The organism is Dyadobacter bucti, from assembly GCF_005869225.1.
Classification (GTDB): domain Bacteria; phylum Bacteroidota; class Bacteroidia; order Cytophagales; family Spirosomataceae; genus Dyadobacter; species Dyadobacter bucti.
This window is the reverse complement of the sequence record NZ_SWFP01000006.1, coordinates 90,103-108,556: the sequence shown is the minus strand read 5'-3', so window position 1 is coordinate 108,556 and position 18,454 is coordinate 90,103. Positions and strand designations below refer to the sequence as shown.

The 18,454-nt window shown below is 46.2% G+C and carries 17 protein-coding genes; 8 read left to right on the top strand and 9 right to left on the bottom strand.

The window, feature by feature from the left end; genetic code table 11:
* Positions 1–22: 22 nt before the first annotated feature.
* The 9 genes from FBF61_RS20225 to hisH form a co-directional block, all read right to left on the bottom strand.
* Positions 23–202 carry a hypothetical protein gene (locus tag FBF61_RS20225; protein WP_138480720.1) on the bottom strand — a complete coding sequence of 60 codons (180 nt, stop codon included), beginning with the start codon at positions 200–202 and terminating at the stop codon, positions 23–25.
* Between the two features lie 151 nt (positions 203–353).
* Positions 354–1,127 carry a phosphoglycerol geranylgeranyltransferase gene (locus FBF61_RS20220; RefSeq protein ID WP_138480718.1) on the bottom strand — a complete coding sequence of 258 codons (774 nt, stop codon included), beginning with the start codon at positions 1,125–1,127 and terminating at the stop codon, positions 354–356.
* On the bottom strand, positions 1,124–1,534 hold the full coding sequence (locus FBF61_RS20215) for a hypothetical protein (RefSeq protein ID WP_138480716.1): 411 nt from the start codon (positions 1,532–1,534) through the stop codon (positions 1,124–1,126). Before FBF61_RS20215 ends, FBF61_RS20220 begins: the two co-directional genes overlap by 4 nt.
* A gap of 95 nt (positions 1,535–1,629) precedes the next feature.
* Positions 1,630–1,968, bottom strand: a complete 339-nt coding sequence (locus FBF61_RS20210) for a phage holin family protein (protein ID WP_138480714.1) — start codon at positions 1,966–1,968, stop codon at positions 1,630–1,632.
* Positions 1,969–2,031: 63 nt separating this feature from the next.
* Entirely contained in the window at positions 2,032–2,367 is a 336-nt protein-coding gene (locus tag FBF61_RS20205) for a phage holin family protein (protein WP_138480712.1), read from the bottom strand.
* Positions 2,368–2,380: 13 nt separating this feature from the next.
* Positions 2,381–3,010, bottom strand: a complete 630-nt coding sequence (gene hisIE, locus FBF61_RS20200) for a bifunctional phosphoribosyl-AMP cyclohydrolase/phosphoribosyl-ATP diphosphatase HisIE (RefSeq protein WP_138480710.1) — start codon at positions 3,008–3,010, stop codon at positions 2,381–2,383.
* Between the two features lie 75 nt (positions 3,011–3,085).
* Positions 3,086–3,859: an imidazole glycerol phosphate synthase subunit HisF gene (gene hisF, locus FBF61_RS20195; RefSeq protein WP_138480708.1), complete on the bottom strand. Its 774-nt coding sequence runs from the start codon at positions 3,857–3,859 to the stop codon at positions 3,086–3,088.
* A gap of 2 nt (positions 3,860–3,861) precedes the next feature.
* Entirely contained in the window at positions 3,862–4,584 is a 723-nt protein-coding gene (gene hisA, locus FBF61_RS20190) for a 1-(5-phosphoribosyl)-5-[(5-phosphoribosylamino)methylideneamino]imidazole-4-carboxamide isomerase (protein ID WP_138480706.1), read from the bottom strand.
* A 13-nt stretch (positions 4,585–4,597) separates the two neighbouring features.
* Positions 4,598–5,185, bottom strand: coding sequence for an imidazole glycerol phosphate synthase subunit HisH (hisH, locus tag FBF61_RS20185; RefSeq protein ID WP_138480704.1), 588 nt, complete (start codon positions 5,183–5,185; stop codon positions 4,598–4,600).
* A gap of 378 nt (positions 5,186–5,563) precedes the next feature.
* On the opposite strand from hisH, the gene FBF61_RS20180 reads away from it, so the two are divergent.
* The 8 genes from FBF61_RS20180 (at position 5,564) to FBF61_RS20145 (ending at position 18,407) form a co-directional block, all read left to right on the top strand.
* On the top strand, positions 5,564–7,051 hold the full coding sequence (locus FBF61_RS20180) for a M14 family zinc carboxypeptidase (RefSeq protein WP_138480702.1): 1,488 nt from the start codon (positions 5,564–5,566) through the stop codon (positions 7,049–7,051).
* Positions 7,052–7,182: 131 nt separating this feature from the next.
* Positions 7,183–10,065 (top strand): TonB-dependent receptor, encoded by a 2,883-nt coding sequence (locus FBF61_RS20175; RefSeq protein ID WP_138480700.1) that lies wholly within the window; start codon positions 7,183–7,185, stop codon positions 10,063–10,065.
* A gap of 70 nt (positions 10,066–10,135) precedes the next feature.
* On the top strand, positions 10,136–11,827 hold the full coding sequence (locus FBF61_RS20170) for a beta-helix domain-containing protein (protein WP_138480698.1): 1,692 nt from the start codon (positions 10,136–10,138) through the stop codon (positions 11,825–11,827).
* A 224-nt stretch (positions 11,828–12,051) separates the two neighbouring features.
* The gene (locus tag FBF61_RS20165; RefSeq protein WP_138480696.1) at positions 12,052–12,675 is read left to right on the top strand and encodes a HupE/UreJ family protein; all 624 of its coding nucleotides are present in this window, start codon (positions 12,052–12,054) and stop codon (positions 12,673–12,675) included.
* A 31-nt stretch (positions 12,676–12,706) separates the two neighbouring features.
* The gene (locus FBF61_RS20160; RefSeq protein WP_138480694.1) at positions 12,707–15,088 is read left to right on the top strand and encodes a M1 family metallopeptidase; all 2,382 of its coding nucleotides are present in this window, start codon (positions 12,707–12,709) and stop codon (positions 15,086–15,088) included.
* A gap of 399 nt (positions 15,089–15,487) precedes the next feature.
* Positions 15,488–16,465 (top strand): 3-keto-disaccharide hydrolase, encoded by a 978-nt coding sequence (locus FBF61_RS20155; RefSeq protein ID WP_138480692.1) that lies wholly within the window; start codon positions 15,488–15,490, stop codon positions 16,463–16,465.
* A 161-nt stretch (positions 16,466–16,626) separates the two neighbouring features.
* Positions 16,627–17,241: an RNA polymerase sigma factor gene (locus FBF61_RS20150; protein ID WP_138480690.1), complete on the top strand. Its 615-nt coding sequence runs from the start codon at positions 16,627–16,629 to the stop codon at positions 17,239–17,241.
* A gap of 71 nt (positions 17,242–17,312) precedes the next feature.
* Positions 17,313–18,407: a FecR family protein gene (locus tag FBF61_RS20145; protein WP_138480688.1), complete on the top strand. Its 1,095-nt coding sequence runs from the start codon at positions 17,313–17,315 to the stop codon at positions 18,405–18,407.
* The last annotated feature ends 47 nt before the right edge of the window (positions 18,408–18,454 follow it).

The following is an 18,454-nucleotide window of genomic DNA, read 5'->3' as shown; positions in this document are numbered from 1 at the left end:
GAATTTCGACTTGTAAGTCTGATTACTGAACTGAATCAGCAGCAGCTGTATCAGCAGCAGCAGTGTCAACTACAGTTGTATCAACTGCAGGAGTTTCAACTGTAACTGCAGTAGTATCAGCAGATTCGTCAGCAGGTTTGCTAGTACAAGCAGCGAAAGCTACCATCCCGGCAACAAACGCAAGTGCAAATATTTTTTTCATTTCTTGGGTGTAATTAAGGTTCGATACAAATGTAACAGGTTTAATTTAAATAATCCTAACCTTTGCGATTGTATTTTTCCAAGAACTTAAAATTTCCTTAGAAAACACCCAAATCCCTTTATTTTGTCCAATAAAATCTACGGTTGATATATTAAACACTTTCCGTTTTCCTATTGAACGCTTTCACACAGGCTGCGACCTCTGGTAACAGATCAGGGTTTTGTTCTATTCCGTTACCAACGACGATCACATCTGCTCCGGCATTCAATGCGATATCCGCTTTCTCGTACGAATCGATTCCGCCACCCACTATGATAGGTGTATCCACAGTAGCGCGTACGGCAGCAATCGTTTCGGCTGTAACGGGAAATTGAGCACCGCTTCCCGCGTCCAGAAAAATATGTTTTAGTCCAAGGTATTCTCCTGCCAGAGCGGTGCACGCCACAATACCAGGCTTGTCCCTTGGCAGCGGCGTCGTGTTGCTAATATATGAAACCGTGGTAAGCTTGCCACTTTCAATAAGAAGGTATCCCGTAGGCAATACCTCAATTCCGCTTCTTTTGAGCAGCGGCGCCGCAATTACATGCTGACCGATCAGCAACTCGGCATTGCGTCCTGAGATCAGTGAAAGCAACAAAATTGCGTCAGCAGACGGATCTATATGAAGGCTGCTCCCCGGAAAGAGGATCGCAGGTATTTTAGTATATTGGTGGATGGCCGCGATGAGCTGATCTATTGCGTAATTGGTAATGAGGCTGCCTCCTACAAAAAAGAAGTCAACGCCATGCGCCACCGCATATTCAAGGAATTTCGGAAATGTAGAAAAATTAACTTTATCCGGATCTAAGAGAACAGCAAACGATTTCCTTTTTTCTTGTCTTCTTTCTGAAAGGAGGTCTGCGATTTTATGATTCGCTGTTTTCATTCGGTTTTTTGGTCATCTGCAATTAAATGTTTTAGCTTTTGGCGTGCCCATCCCACTGCCAACGTCCAGGCTAAACTTTGAACAGCTTGTCCCACGGCAAACTGGGCTTTCTTTTTTGAACTCTTCTTTTTTTCAACCCGGATCTCAGGTTCTTCTTCAACGGTCTTTTTACCCTTTTTATAATCAGGGAGAACCGCGTTCATGATCACATAGGTGGTGGCTATCACGCCGCCTATGACCAGAGCTTGCTTGCCATAATTGGTAGCATCATGCTTAAGATCGCTCCATTGAAGCTCTAGTTTATCCCTGTAGAGTTCAGCATCCTGTTGCAAATCCCTCTTATCCAGGTCAGTATCTGAAGAAAATGGCTTGGTAAGCTTTACGGAAGAATCTATTGAAGAACTCATTTTGTTACCGTTTAATAGTGCCGTGAAATATTTTCAAAAGCAATTCAAAAATAGCAATTTGAGCCAAATAAACTCAAAATACCATTTCAAAAGCATTATTCGTCTTTTTCTTTGAGAATATTAACAATGCTCTTCCGTATAAACCGGATCAATTTTTCTTTCAGAGCGATGCATATAATCAGTTTGAGTACAAAAACTCCAAGCAGTATCAGATACCCCAGGTAATCGCTGTCAAGCCATTTGTTCAAAAATGTTCCCAACAAAATAACAACGAGTATCAGTATTGTTAACGCCAGGCATAGCAACACTGTTGCGTATACCGCCACGACTACTGCACGTTCTATTTTATCTCTTGTCTCTATCTTAAATAAATCGATCCTTGTTTCGAAATATTTAAATAGCGTTTCCTTAATTTCCTCGAGTTGACTCAACATAAGCGGTAGTTATCCAAATCATGTGTACACATTTTACCAGTTCATGCAGAACTGTATCTTACACTAATCCAAAAACATACCAAGTATTGCAGATACGACAGAAACTACCAAGCCAAATAGCAGGGCAGAGATAAATCCATTTATATAAAAACCCTCAACCAGATAACTTGCAAGGTAAATGATAAAGACATTGACCACGAAATAGAAGAGGCCCAGGGTAATAATTGTGATCGGGAGTGCAAGGATTTGCAACACCGGCTTCAGAAAAGTGTTTAGAATCCCCAATACAATGGCGACAATAATAGCGGTAGCTGTACCGTTCACCTCAACTCCCGGGACGAGATTTGCGGCAACAAGAACAGCCAAAGTACTGATTACAAGGCGTAAGAGTAATTTCATGCTGTATCCGTATTTATTTGTGACGGCTACGAAGTACGCTAATTACCTCATCTAAGTCAATGTTTTTTTGCTCCAAAAGAATCAAAAGGTGAAAAAGCAAGTCGGAAACCTCGTTCTTAAAAAGAGTATCGTCGGTATCCTTGGCTTCGATCACAACTTCCACAGCCTCCTCGCCAACCTTCTGCGCGATCTTGTTGATACCTCTTTTGAACAGGCTGCTTGTATAAGATTCTTCAGAAGGATTTAATTTTCTTTCCCGGATCACCTCTTTCTGAAGATAGTTGAGAAACGACGCCTCCCCGATTGGTGCAGGCTGGCTATTTTTTTCCCCAAAACAGGTGTCCGATCCGGTATGGCATGTGGGACCGGCAGGAGTAGCTTTGATCAGGATCGTGTCCCCGTCACAATCGGCTGCTATTTCATTTACGAAAAGGAAATTACCCGAAGTTTCACCTTTCGTCCACAAACGTTGTTTGCTCCGGCTGAAAAAAGTCACTGTCCCGTTTTTTTTGGTTTCCAGAAGTGCTTCCGCATTCATATAACCCAGCATCAGTACCTTGCTTGTATGCACATCCTGAATGATCGCCGGAACCAGGCCGTCCGAAGACTTATCAAAATCAATAGTTGAAAATGTATCGCTCATTGTAAATATTTATCGTGTGGACAAAGTTGTGTTCTTTCCGGCTAAATTCATTCTATCGCTAACCGGTACCCTCATTTATCTGGTCATGCGTATCGGCAGATGTTTATCGTTCAGATAATCTTTCAGGTCGGGAATATCTATTTCACGAAAATGAAAAATGCTCGCTGCAAGCCCGGCATCTGCTTTCCCGGCCGTAAAAACATCATAAAAATGTTCCATACTACCGGCACCCCCGGAAGCTATGACAGGGATATTGGCGTTACCCGACACAGTCGCGGTCAGTTCCAGCGCAAATCCGTTTTTGGTACCATCGGTATCCATGGAGGTCAGCAATATCTCGCCTGCCCCCCGCTCTTCGACCTCCCGCGCCCAGGGTATTGTCCTCAGTTCAGTCGGTTTTCTGCCCCCGTGGGTATGAACGATATGCTCGTAACCATTTTCAGTTTCAATATAACGTGTGTCAATAGCCACCACAATACACTGGCTTCCAAATTCCAGGGATAGCTCATTGATCAGGTCAGGATTTTTTACTGCCGCGGAATTGATGGACACTTTATCCGCACCTGCATGCAGCAAAGCCGAAACATCAGCAATAGATGAGATACCGCCACCTACCGTAAAAGGGATATTAATGGTATGCGCTACCCGCCGAACCAGATCGATAAAAGTTGATCTACCGTCGATGGTTGCTGTAATATCAAGATAAACCAGCTCATCGGCGCCCTGAGCAGCATATAATGCGCCTAATTCGACGGCATCGCCCGCATCTCTCAGGTTCACAAAATTGACCCCTTTGACGGTCCGGCCCTCTTTGACATCCAGACAGGGAATTATTCGTTTCGTAAGCATCTTTAAACTATAAAACGTTGCAAATCCGTAAGGCTTATCCGGTTCTCATAAATTGCTTTCCCGATGATCACGCCGTAAATATTCATTTCAGCAAGCTTTTCAACGTCTTCTAATCCGCTCACTCCGCCGCTGGCAATTATTTTCAGGTCAGGGCATTTATCCTGAAGATTTTTGTAAAGATCAAATGACGGGCCCTGCAGCAGCCCGTCTTTTGCTACATCCGTGCTGATCGCATACTTAACGCCTTTCTCTACATATTCTTCCACAAAATCATACACCCATATCTGCGTCCCTTCCTCCCAGCCGCTGACCGCTATTTTTTCATTTTTTGCATCCGCACCCAAAATGATTTTTTCACCCCCATAAACCGACAGCCAATGCTGAAAAAGTTCAGGCTGTTTTACCGCGATACTGCCTCCGGTCACCTGCTTCGCACCGCTCTCAAACACAACCCGCAAATCGTCCTCCGACTGCACGCCGCCGCCAAAATCGATATACAATTTGGTTTTGGAAGCAATTCTTTCCAGTACCTTCCAGTTGATCACCTTCTTTGCCTTGGCACCATCCAGATCTACCAAATGCAAGCGTTTCAGGCCTGCGTCCTCAAACTCCATCGCCACGTCCAGCGGGTTTTCGTTGTAAATGGTTTTCTGACCGTAGTCGCCCTGGGTAAGCCGCACACATTTGCCTTCAATAAGATCTATGGCAGGTATAATCTCAATCATTTTTGTAATTCAATTATATCTTCAAAAAATTTTCAATAATCTGCTGTCCCGCGTTTCCGCTGATCTCGCAGTGAAACTGTGCAGCATAAAAGTTATCCTTCTGGAGCATTGCACTGAACGGATGGATATATTCGCAGCTGGCTACCGTAAATTCGCAAACCGGCGCAGCATAGCTATGCACGAAATACATATAGGCATTGTCTGTCAGGTCCTTGGCAAGATCAGTTTGGTAACCTGAAATATTGTTCCAGCCCATGTGAGGCACCTTAAAACCGGGCGTAGCAGGAAACCTTTTCACATCCACATCAAAGATCCCCATACATTCCGTATTGTTTTCCTCGGAAAACCTGCACATCAGCTGCATCCCGATGCAAGTCCCGAAAACAGGCTGTGTCAAAGATGGTATCAGCTTATCCAAACCTGTTTTCCGCAGGTAATTCATGGTTGTACTCGCCTCTCCCACACCCGGGAAGATCACCTTGTCGGCGGAGCGTATTTCATCTGCATCGTCTGTATACAGATATCCTGCCCCAATGCGGTCGAGCGCATACATAACTGACTGAACATTCCCTGCATTGTACTTGATAATTACCGTTTTCATCTAAACCTGCTTGATATTGGCGCTACTGGATTTAAACATAAAAAAAGCCCGATTTACTGAAAAATCGGGCTTCTGGGATACTATGTATTCAACCTTATTACAACACTACTTGCAAAAACACATCACCCAAGACGTCCGAAGGCCAGATGACCTTGATGAAAACGATGATTTGTTTCAGCTTTAAACATGTCACAAATGTAATTAACTTTTCGGAAAGCGGAAAACCGGATTCTAAATAATTCATTAAAATTTGCTTAGAAAATCTACTACAAATCCGGATGCACGAAACCGTGCATCCGTTCATTTCAACCCAAGTCTTTTTAAACCCAAACATTCTCTTTGTACATTGCGATTTCATTGAGGATTTTTGAAAAAATCATGAGGATCTTTGTTTCAAAATTATTTTTCTTCTGTATTACCTTGACTACCGTTTCATCCATCGCGCAGTCCGATGAACTGGCAAAACGCCTTTTCGAAGTACATAAAACTTACCGGGAAGGATCGCTGAACCAGCGCCGTTTCAAACAAAAAGACATTCTTCCGCTCATTGCCCGACGTCAGGGCAACCCACTTTACAAAATTGAAAGCGTGGGCGAATCCTTTGAAGGCCGCACGATCCAGATGATCAAAGTTGGTAACGGCAAGAAAAAGGTGCTGCTTTGGACACAAATGCATGGCGACGAACCTACGGCCACCATGGCCAGTTTTGATATCTTCAATTTTATGGAAGGCAAAAACGATGGTTTCGACGATTACCGCAAAAAACTTCTTGAAAATACTACCTTGTACTTTGTCCCTATGCTCAATCCAGACGGGGCCGAGCGCTACCAGCGGAGGACAATGCAGGGTATTGATATGAACCGCGACGCCGCTTCCCGCCAGACGCCCGAAGCAGTGATATTGAAAGGACTTGTGGACAGGCTGAAACCCGACTTCGGTTTTAACCTCCATGATCAAATGCGCTACTCAGCCGGCCGCAGCCCGAAAGTAGCCACCATATCATTTCTGGCTACTTCTTATGACTACGAGCTTTCGATTAATCCCGTCCGCGAACGATCTATGCAGCTGATCGTCGGCATGAACAAGATTTTACAAAAATACATCCCCGGCCAGGTAGCTCGGTACGCCGACGACCATGAACCGCGCGGGTTTGGTGATAACGTTCAAAAATGGGGGACAACGCTTGTACTCATTGAATCGGGAGTGTATGTGGGAGATCCAGAAAAGCAGTTTATCCGCCAGCTTAATTTCATGGCCATTTTATCCGCACTGGACAAGATTTCCGATAATTCGCTGACCAAAGAGAAACGGGATGAATATTACGATATCCCCGAAAACGGTCGCTGGGTTTACGACCTGGTGGTACGCAATGCAACCGTCAGGCAATCGGGCAAATCGTTCCTGGCCGACCTGGGAATCAACCGGACCGAGGTCAATTATGCCAATGCCACCAAGTTTTTCTATTACAGCAAAATTGAAGATTTCGGGGATTTGCATCCTCAGTACGGCAGCGAGGAAATCGACGCAACCGGCCTTACCATTGAAAAAGGAAAGGTATATCCAACAACCTACAAGAACGTCAGCGAAGTAAGCAAGCTGAATGCACTGAATCTCCTCAGAGAAGGTTATACGTATGTTCGCCTCGCAACTGATAGCAACACCCGCGCGCTCGGACTTTACTTCACTACCTCACCCTTGCACATTTTGCGCGGAGGCCAGCCTGCACCTTCCGGAACACCCGGGTTAGGCAATACGGCAACTTTTATTCTGAAGAAGGCTGGAAAAGTAAAATATGCAGTCATAAACGGCTTCGTGTATGACCTCGACAATTTTAACGGCGGGAAGGGTCAAGGAATCATAGAATAGGTTTTTAAAATGACGCAAGTGCCTGATTTTTAATAAAAAACATCATTCCGAAATAACCAAGCCATAATATAGGCTTAACATTGGGGTAACATTGCCGGTCTACTTTTGTGTCGAAAATTTGACACCTAAGTATGAAAACCAATCTATTTACAATTCTCTTCTTCCTCTCCGCTATTACCTCAGCGTTTGCCGATCCCGGCATCATCAGGGGTTCCATCAAAGACGCAAAATCAAAAGAAGCGCTGATCGGCGCTTCCGTCATGATCGAAGGCACGCAGATAGGCGCCGCAGCCGATGTCGACGGAAACTTCGTGCTGACCAATGTTCCGGTCGGCAGTCACAAGGTCATTATCTCTTTTGTATCATACCAAACCAAAGAAATCCCCAACGTCAGAGTCGAGTCCGGCAACACTACGGTGATCGACACAGAATTGGACGAAGAAGGGAAAGCGCTTCAGGAAGTAGTAGTGCGTGGGGCACGTGCAACCAATACCGAGGTAGCGGTGATCAGCGAGATCAAACAGCTGAAACCGATCGCAGTAGGTATATCGGCGCAGCAAATCCAGAAGTCGCAGGACCGCGACGCCGCAGCGGCTATCCGCCGGGTACCTGGTGTTAGTATTGTTGATAACCGTTTCGTAATGATCCGCGGGTTAGGTTCACGCTACAACGCAGTACTGATCAACGATGTGATCACACCTTCCAGCGAAGTGGATACCCGTTCGTTCTCTTTTGATCTCGTTCCAAGTAATATCATCGACCGGATGATTGTATACAAATCCGGTTCTGCAGAATCACCTGGCGATTTTGCCGGTGGTATCATCAAGATTTACACCAAACGCCGCCCGGACCAGAACTTCACGGAAGGTGCTGCCACAATCGGCTATCGTGCCAATACAACTTTTCAAAACTTACAAACGCACACCCGCAGCGGCGCAAACTGGCTGGGGTTGTGGGGAGCAGATCAGCAGCTTTCTAGCGCATTCCCAAAAAGATCGGCCGACTTCAACATACTGAGTGCTCCTGAAAGGGCATCTTATGCACAGTTATTGCCCAATACATGGGCTTTAAAGGAGGTCACTGCGAATCCTGATATGCGTTTTGCCCTGAATATGGGAAGACGTTTTGACATCGGAAATGTGAATGTCAGCAATCTTACCAATGTCAACTATTCATTAACGAACCAATATGCAGAGGTTGGCCTGAAATTGTACCAGAACGGACTAACTGCAAACGATGTTTTTGAAAACTACACAGACAAGAACTATCAGCGTCAGTCACGGATCGGTGTATTGCACAACTGGACATTCCATTTCTCGCCGGTTTTCAACCTGGAGTGGAAAACTTTGTTCAACCAGCTTGGGAATACCGAAACCGTTGTTCGTGAAGGACAAAGAGTGATCGATGAATACGATGTCCGCAATTATTCGCAACGTTTTGAAAACCGCACCATTGTCACCACTCAGGTTGCGGGTGACCACAAATTTGGGGATCTTACCAAGCTGAACTGGATCGCTGGCTACGGTTACACCGGCCGCTGGGAGCCCGACTGGAAACGCATCCGTTTCCAACGCTCAACGCCAACAGGAAGCGATGAACCTGCACCTTTTCAGATCGTAGCACCTACCGACCCTAACCCGATCGACCTGGGACGTTTTTTCTCTAAATTGAACGAACAGGTACTGACCCTTTCGGTAAACGGCGAACATGCACTGGGTAATCCAACCGACCGTGAGCCTAACAAAATCCGGTTCGGCGTGTACGGCGAACGCAAGGACCGCGATTACTCTGCACGTTTTTATGGATATAACAGCGTTGGAAATGCTTCAGCTGTACTCCGCAGCGAATTAGGATCCGTTTTTACGCCTGAAAATTTAACGGGACGCACCGGCGGGCTGACAATCAAAGACGGTACCAAGGACCTGGATTCATACCAGGGTATCAATAACTACTATGCTGCTTACCTGAGCGGTGATGTGAATTTCGGATCAAAAGCAATTCTGACGGTAGGTTTCAGAGGTGAATACAATAACCAACAACTTCATTCTTATGTTGTAAACGAAAGAAAAGAGCTTGTTAACAATAAATTGTTCATCCCGCTTCCTTCGCTGAACTTCACATATAAGGTCTCCGAAAAACAAAACCTGAGGCTCGCGTTCTCTTCCACACTCAACAGAGCGGAATTCCGGGAACTTGCACCGTTCACTTATTTTGACTTCAATCTGCAGGCTGACATCCGCGGAAATACTGCACTTAAAACAGCTAAAATTCAGAACATCGATGCAAAATGGGAATTTTACCCAAGCACAAATGAGCTGATCTCGGTAACTGGTTTTTACAAGTATTTCAAAAACCCGATCGAAACGTTCCTGCTTCCAACCGGTAATGGTCTTGCTTATACTTTTATCAATGCCGACAACTCCACCAACTACGGGGTTGAACTTGAAATCCGTAAAGGCTTCCAGGAAGCTGCAAGTCCATTCCTGCAGAACCTGACATTGGTTGGAAATGCTTCTTTTATCAAAAGTACTGTAAACCTTGGCCAGTTTGTGGAAGGCCCTGACCTGAGCGGCGCAAATGTAAAATACGACCTCACAGGTATTGCAGACACAAAACGTCCAATGGCAAACCAGTCCCCATACCTGATCAACACAGGGGTTTACTATGCGGCACCATCAGGATGGCAGTGGAACATTCTTTACAACATCTTCGGCCAGCGGATCTTCGCGGTCGGTAATATCGAAAATCCGACGGTTTATGAAATGCCCCGCAACGTACTTGATCTGAATATCAGCAAGAAATTCAAGAACAACCTTGAAATCCGTCTGGGTATCCAGGACATCCTGAACCAGCCGGTAAGATTCTCACAAGACTTTAACCGCGATGGGAAGATAGGCAGCGACGTAACTTCAAAATCAGCCTCCGCCGACCAGGATATCCGCAGGTTCAAAAGAGGCAGCTATTACACGATCACCGCCGCCTACACCTTTGGCAAAAGAACGGTTATACCATAAACAGAACCTGGCAAGCTTCACCAACAAGTAAAACCCAATTGTTTTTATTACAAACCAAATGAAGTCCACTATGAATATTTTAAAAACAAGACAGAATCTATTTCTCCTGGTATTATGTCTTTTTGCGGCACTATCAGGGTGCAAAAATGACGAAGAGCCAACGCCCGTTCCCGAGGTACTTTCAGTATCCTCATTTGCGCCATCATCCGGCCTAGCAGGGACGAAGATTGTAATAACAGGGACAAAATTTGATCCAACTCCTGCAAACAATAAAGTTTTATTTAATACAACTCCTGCCACAGTCACTGCCGCCACCACCAACAGTCTGGAAGTAACAGTTCCTGCGGGTGCAACAACTGGTGCAATTTCTGTCACAGTAGGTACTACAACTGTAAAAAGCACCGCAAGCTTCACCGTTTCGGACCGTGCATCGGTTGATGTTACAGGTGAAATTACGGCAAACACTACCTGGACTTCGGATAAGATATATGTACTGAAAGGTTTTGTATATGTAACAGCAGGCAACACGCTTACTATTCAGCCTGGTACGATCATCAAAGGTGCTGGAAAAGAGGCCGATCCTACCGCATCGGGCAAAGGTGGTTCTTTGATCATTGAAGCCGGTGCCAAGATTATGGCTGTGGGTACAGCTGAACAGCCAATCGTATTTACTTCTATGAAAGAGCCTGGCGAGCGTTACTATGGCGACTGGGGCGGCGTAGTGCTGATCGGAAAAGCTCCGCACAATCAGGCCAGCAGCAAAGGAGCAGAAGGCGGTATCCGTACAGGAGTAGGCAATGCCGGTTTGGGAACAGACAATATCGCTGACGATAACTCCGGTACATTGAAATACGTTCGCATCGAATTTGCAGGTATCGCCCTGAGCAACACAGCAAATAGTGAAATCAATGGTCTTACACTCTATGCTGTTGGATCAGGAACTACGATCGACCACGTACAGGTTTCGTACAGCGGTGATGATTCGTTCGAATGGTTTGGAGGAACTGTGAATGCAAAAAATCTGATCGCCTTCCGTGGTTGGGACGACGATTGGGATACCGACTGGGGCTTTACGGGTAAAGTACAGTATGCACTATCACTGCGCGATCCTGAATTTGCAGATCAATCAGGTTCTAACGGGTTTGAATCAGATAACTTTGCAGGCGCTGGCGAACCGGCTACCGCACCTAACAACGGCCTGCCTTTTACAGCACCCGTATTTGCCAATGTAAGTAACTTCGTTTTCAGTGGAACGCCAAGCACGGCCACGCAGTCAGGTTCAGGTGGTTACCAGTCAGCTATGCACTTGCGTCGTAATACAGACATCAGCATTTTCAACTCCCTGTTTGCCGGATATCCTGAGGGACTTCGTCTGGATGGTGCTAACACCCTTTCACATGCTACTGCCGGAACGTTGGATCTGAAAGGAATTATCCTTGCCAACACGACCATCCCTGTACGCGGTGACCGCGCCGCAACCGGTGTATCCGATGAGCAGGCGCTGGCTTACTTTAGCGCAGCTACCCGTAAGAATACAATTCTTGCTGACGCTTCCACATTGCTGTTCAACGCCGCTAATTTCAATCTGGCCGCGCCGGCATTCTTGCCACAGGCAACTTCACCTTTGTTGAAAGATGCAGTTTGGGAAGGCAAAGGGGCCGATGCGTTTTTTACCAAAGAAACTTTCAGAGGTGCTTTCGGTACCGAGGACTGGACCAAAACATGGGCCAACTTCGATCCGCAAAACACGATCTACAAATAATCTGATATAAAAATCTTATATAATTGGTGTCAGAATTTAAAAAGGCCGGGAGCACATGCTTCCGGTCTTTTTTGTTTCCGGAAACGACGACAGAATTATCTGCTGATTTTCTCCCGTTTTCATCAGCAATCTTGTAATACTGCCTCGAAAACAATATCTTCGGATTCCCTATTAACCTCCGATAATCAGTTGTTTTTTCTAGCCAATTAACCTAAAATACCTTAATGTCCGAATTCCAGGCTTACCTCCAGTTAGGTTTTAATCACATTACAGATTCAAACGGCTACGACCATATTCTATTCATCATGGCGCTTTGTACTGTTTACACTTTAATAGACTGGAAAAGGGTCGTCATCCTCGTTACGGCTTTTACAATCGGGCATTCTATTACATTGGCCCTGGCCACCACAGGTGTAGTAACCGTTAACCCCGACTGGATCGAACTGCTTATTCCGGTTACCATTGTTGTTACTGCTTTTCTCAATTTTTTTTACAAACCACCCAAAAGCCTTTTCAGTCAAAAAGAAAAGACTTCTTCTTTCAGATATCCGCTTGCATTGTTTTTTGGACTGATCCATGGACTCGGGTTTTCCAATTACCTTCGCGCACTCCTGGGCAAGGAAGCGGAGATTTTCAATCCCCTCCTCGGCTTTAATATCGGTCTCGAACTCGGCCAGCTTATCATTGTTTTTATCATTCTTTCCATCGCATTTGTGATGATAGAATTACTACGGATACAACGAATGACCTGGATCAATATCCTTTCAGGGATCATCGTAGGGATGTCTCTTTCGTTGATCATCAACAATGAGTTTTTTAAAAGTCTTTTGAATACATCGCCAAACTAACTGCGAATAACCAACAAGGATCACCAATTTCATGAAAAAGGTATTACTCCCGTTACTGGCAGCATTGACGTCTGTTTTTTCGCAGGCGCAAAAGCTTCCCACATCTCCCAATTACCAGGCCAACGACCGTTTTGAACAATTGGGAACAGTGCTTCCAACTCCTAATCCGTACAGGGCCGCATCCGGGGCGCCGGGACGCGACTACTGGCAGCAACGCGCAGATTATGATATCAAAGTCGAGCTGGACGATGATAACCGCCGGATCATCGGTTCGGAAACCGTTACATTTTTTAACAACTCTCCGGACGAACTGAAATACATCTGGCTGCAGCTTGACCAGAACCTTTTCAAAAAGGACGGTATCGGTGCTACTTCCCGCACAGGCACTGTTAATGAAAAAGGGATGAACACCGCCCAGCTTCAGGAAATGAATAATGCAAGAGGCGCTACCCTCGACCCAAAAATTGAATACGGTTACAAGATCGGGGCTGTCAAAGACAAGGCCGGAAAGCCATTATCCTATAAGATCAACGGCACCATGATGCGGATCGACCTGCCCACGGCCATGAAACCAGGAACCAATTTTGTTTTCGGCGTGGAATGGAGTTATAACATTACCGAATATTACGGCCGCAGCGGCTACGAATATTTCCCAAAAGATGGTAACGCCAATTATTTCATCGCACACTGGTTCCCGCGCCTGGCGCCCTACGATGATGTAAATGGCTGGAACCACAAACAGTTTCTCGGGCAAGGTGAATTTGCGTTGATATTTGGTAACTATAAAGTAGCTATCACGGTACCTGCCGACCACGTGGTGGCAGCCAGCGGCGAGTGCCAGAATTATGCACAAGTACTGACTCCGGCCCAAAAACAGCGCCTCAAACAAGCTGAAACTGCAAAAACGCCGGTATTGATCGTCACACAGGCCGAAGCCGAAAAAGCAGAGAAACGCGAAAACAAGGCGCCCGGAAAGAAAACATGGATATACAAAGCCGATAACGTCCGGGACTTTGCCTTCGCCAGCAGCCGTAAGTTCATCTGGGATGCTATGCAAAGCGATGTTTACAAAGACGGCCGCAAGATCTGGTGCATGTCTATTTATCCAAAAGAAGGCAATCCCTTATGGGAACAATACTCAACCCGCGCGATTGCCCATACTTTAAAATCTTATGGTGCCCGCACTTTTGAATACCCGTATCCTGTTGCGATTTCATGCCATGGCGTTGCCGGCGGAGGTATGGAATACCCGATGATCAGCTTCAACGGTGGTCGCCCGGAAGAGGACGGAACATATAGTGAATCCACAAAATATGGTATGATCGGGGTGATCATCCACGAAGTCGGGCATAACTTCTTCCCGATGATCGTGAATTCCGACGAACGTCAGTGGGCCTGGATGGATGAAGGACTGAATACTTTCTGTCAGTACCTGGCCGAAAAAGAATGGGACTACAATTTCCCTACCCGCCGCGGCGAGCCCAACCAGATAACAGACTATATGTCTTCCGACAAATCAATGCTGTCCCCGATCATGTCGTCGGCAGAAAATGTGATCGGTCTGGGGCCTAATGCCTATGCAAAACCTGCCACCGCATTGAATATCCTGCGCGAAACAGTAATGGGTCGTGAGCTTTTCGATCATGCATTCAAGGAATATGCAACCCGCTGGAAATTCAAAAGCCCTACTCCTTCTGACTTTTTCCGTACCATGGAAGACGCCTCGGGTGTAGATCTGGACTGGTTCTGGAAAGGGTGGTTTTATGGAACAGAACCTGTTGACCAGGATATTGTGAGTGTGGACTGGTTCAGCGTCGATACGCAAAACCCTGAAATTGAAAAAGAGATTGCCCGGAAGGAAGCCGCCCGAAAACAGGGTACGATCAGCAAGATGCGTGACGAAAAAACCAAAGGCGAAACGGTAGTCGGCCAGGATTCTACCATGGCTGATTTTTACAATCGCTATGACCCGTTCAAAGTAACAGAAGCTGACCGCCAGAGGTACCAGCAGTATCTTGCAGGATTGTCGGAAAGTGAAAGGGAAATTGTGCAGGGCAACCCCAATTTTTACACGCTTTCATTAAAAAATAAAGGTGGCTTGCCAATGCCGGTGATCGTTAAAATGGATTTTGAAGACGGTACAGATTCGGTAGCTGTGTTCCCGGCCGAAATCTGGCGTTTCAATGACCAGCAGATCAACAAGGTCATTACGACAAGCAAGAAAGTGACCCAATGGACGCTGGACCCTTATTTTCAGATTGCCGATATCGACACCGAAAATAACTCGTTTCCCCGCGTTGCCAAACCAACCCGCTTTCAGATTTTCAAACAGCAGCAGCTAAGACGTACCCCTAACCCGATGCAGCTGGAAGGAGCCGGCGCCGGGAAGATCGGCAGCGACCCCAAGAATTAGATATCATTTCTTAAATTCAAAAAACCTCCCGGACGATGCTCCGGGAGGTTTTTTGTTATACATTTCCGAAGCACATTCACGTTTCGAACATACCCGTGCGTCATGCCACCCCTCCGGGGCTCCCCAATCCATTTCCATAACATTTTTGCTAGTAATATGTGGCCCCCAAGGGGCCGCGCCGCCATTCCAAAAATGCTCCGTAGGAGCTACCCATTACTAGCCCGTGGAGCGGGCGGCGGATGTAAAAAATGCTCCGTAGGAGCTACCCATTACTAGCCCGTGGAGCGGGCGGCGGATGTAAAAAATGCTCCGTAGGAGCTACCTGTTGATTACAAGGGCAGACAATTAAACATTTATTGTTTTTTATGGTAAATTGACGCCTTCAAGATCAAAACAATTATGAAAAGACCATCCCAGACCAACCTAGATTATTTTTCACGGCTCTTTGTGATTTCCGCCGTAACATTATTATCCGCTCTTTTTGCTGTCGCAGCAAACGGAAATACCGCCAAACCCCTGGCTTCCCCCCTCGAAGGCCGGTGGGACATTACGGTTGATGTAAACGGCAAACCTGCCCCGTCGTGGCTGGAAGTAAGACATTCCGGGACCAAGACCTTGGTAGGTGCGTTTGTCAGCGTCTCAGGAAGTGCCCGCCCTATTTCTGTAGTAAACTTCAAAGACGGCAAATTCAGTTTCGCAATACCGCCGCAGTGGGAACAAGGCGACAAGGATTTCACCGTAGAAGGAACACTTGCCGGTGATAAGATCAGTGGTACACTCACAACCCCCGAGGGCAAAACCCATAATTGGACGGGAGTTCGCGCACCAGCCTTAAGAAGACAGACTCCGCCAGTGTGGGGAAAACCTATCAAGTTGACCGAAGGAAATGAAATGAAAGGCTGGCACGCAGAAGGCCCCAATCAATGGATTGCAGAAAACGGTATTTTACGCAGCCCGAAATCGGGTGCTAACCTCGTTACAGATCAGAAATTCACCGACTTCAAACTGCATGCTGAATTCCGTATACCGAAAGGAAGCAACAGCGGCGTATATCTGCGGGGAAGATATGAAGTACAGGTGACCGACGCCAAAGGAATGGAGCCTTCGCTGGATCAGCTGGGCGCTATCTACGGATTTCTTACACCCAGCGAGATGGTGGCAAAAGAAGCCGGAGAGTGGAATTCATTCGACGTTACACTTGTCGGAAGAATGATCACTGTTGCTGTGAACGGCAAAACCGTGATCACCAATCAGGAAATTCCCGGCATAACCGGCGGCGCCATCGACAGCAACGAAGCCGAACCCGGACCGCTGCTGATCCAGGGCGACCACGGCCCGGTGGAATACCGCAACCTGGTTATTACGCCGGCAAAATAACATACGTAAAAAGGCGCTGGGTGACAGCGCCTTTTTTATGCTTAGACAATCCGTTCCCGCTTTTCCCGCACAAGCACTTCCCCAAATAATTCTAAGAATTAGAAAAAACTTAACATCTATTTGTAACTTACGATTTGTTTTAAATAGTAAATGCGTTTCTGATGCTTGCAAAACCTTATTTGGATGAGTCGGATCTTTGGGATTCATTACAAAATGGTAGTGAAGAAGCACTTACTGAACTGATGAAACGGTACAGCAAAGCGCTGGCTTACTATGGCAGGAAAATGGTCAGGGACGACAGCCTGATCCAGGATTGCATTCAGGAAACATTTATCCAGCTCTGGCAATACAGGACCGGGCTAAGGAAAGTAACAGAGATACGGCCGTATCTTTTTACCTGCCTGAGAAGAAAAATCATTTATTCCATAAAAAACCGTCCAAATTTCGAAACCACGGACGCAGATACCGATTCAATTTTCTATATCGATTTTTCAATTGAAGAAACACTGATCGAAAATGAGAACGAAGCCATCCGGATAAGAACGCTGAACAGGCTCATTAACAACCTCCCTAAACGTCAGAAAGAAGCCGTTTATCTCAAATTTTACGAAAACCTGGGAAACAATGAAATCGCCCTGGTAATGGGTATCCGCTACCAGACAGCCACCAACCTGATCCACGAAGCGCTTTCCTCATTGCGCGAATGGCTGCCTTCCCAGTCCCTCACTTTTATAAATATCCTGTTGTCTTTTTGGGCTGCGAAAATAGTACACTAAAAAAATTTACAAAAAACCAGTATATAGTCCTGAATAACCTGCTACTGTCCATGTAAGCAATATGTTATTCCATGAAAGACTTTTCTGAGTACGAAGTTGATGATTATCTGGGTGATCCTTCTTTCAGGGAATGGGTTTCAAATGGCGGGTTCCGGCAGCAGCAGGCAGTATGGACCAAGCGGCTGCAAAATAACCCCGAACAAAAAGAGATTGCCACGCAGGCCCGCCAACTATTAATTGCTACCGCCGTAAAGGAGGCCGATTTGCCGGAAAGGTTTGTTGAAAACATTATAGACAACACTCTTTATGAGATCCGCAACCCGCGCGAAGAACAGCCGGTGTATCCATTGAGGTCATTCAGGCCTGTCTGGGCAGCCGCATCTGTTGTTTTGCTGATCCTGGCAGGTTTGTGGTTTTTCAGACAAAACGACACGCCCCGGAAAGACTTGCTGGCAGATAGAAAAGCGGTACCCGCCAATGTAGCAATGGTGGAGAAAAACAACCTTACTGCGCATGTGATCCCTGTGGCGCTGCCCGACGGAAGCACCGTTTTGCTGCAGCCCGCCAGCAGGATCAGCTTTCCGGAAGCGTTCGGCGACGAAAAGCGGGACGTATACCTCTCCGGGCAGGCGTTTTTTGAAGTAACCAAAGATCCGCAACGGCCTTTTTATGTGTTTGCCAATGAAATGGTGACGCGGGTATTGGGTACCAGTTTTACAGTAAGCGCCTTCGACGACCGTTCCAGTTTTACAGTCATTGTAAAAACCGGGAAGGTCAATGTTTCTTCCAGCAACAAAGGAAAAGGACAAAAAACGGCTCCGGCCATCGACCTGACCCCTAATCAGCAGGTTACTTTTCACCGGAAGGAATTATCACTGGTACGCTCAGATGTCAAAATATCAGCAGCCCCCGTCCCTGCCACAGAAAATTTTTATGCATTTAATGATGCTCCCGTTACGGAGATTTTTAAAAAGCTCAGCAAAGAGTACGATGTCAATATCCAGATTGAAGAAAAACTACTAGCTGACTGCGCCCTGACCACGACACTGATGGATGAACCGCTTTTTGTGAAACTGAAGATTATCTGTGAAGCAATAGGGCCGGGAACCAACTTTAGTGTATTGAATGACACGATTATTATCAATTCAAAAGGCTGTAACCAATAACCATTTCAACCATGTAAATACTCCGGCTGTTTCCTAAACCCATGAAA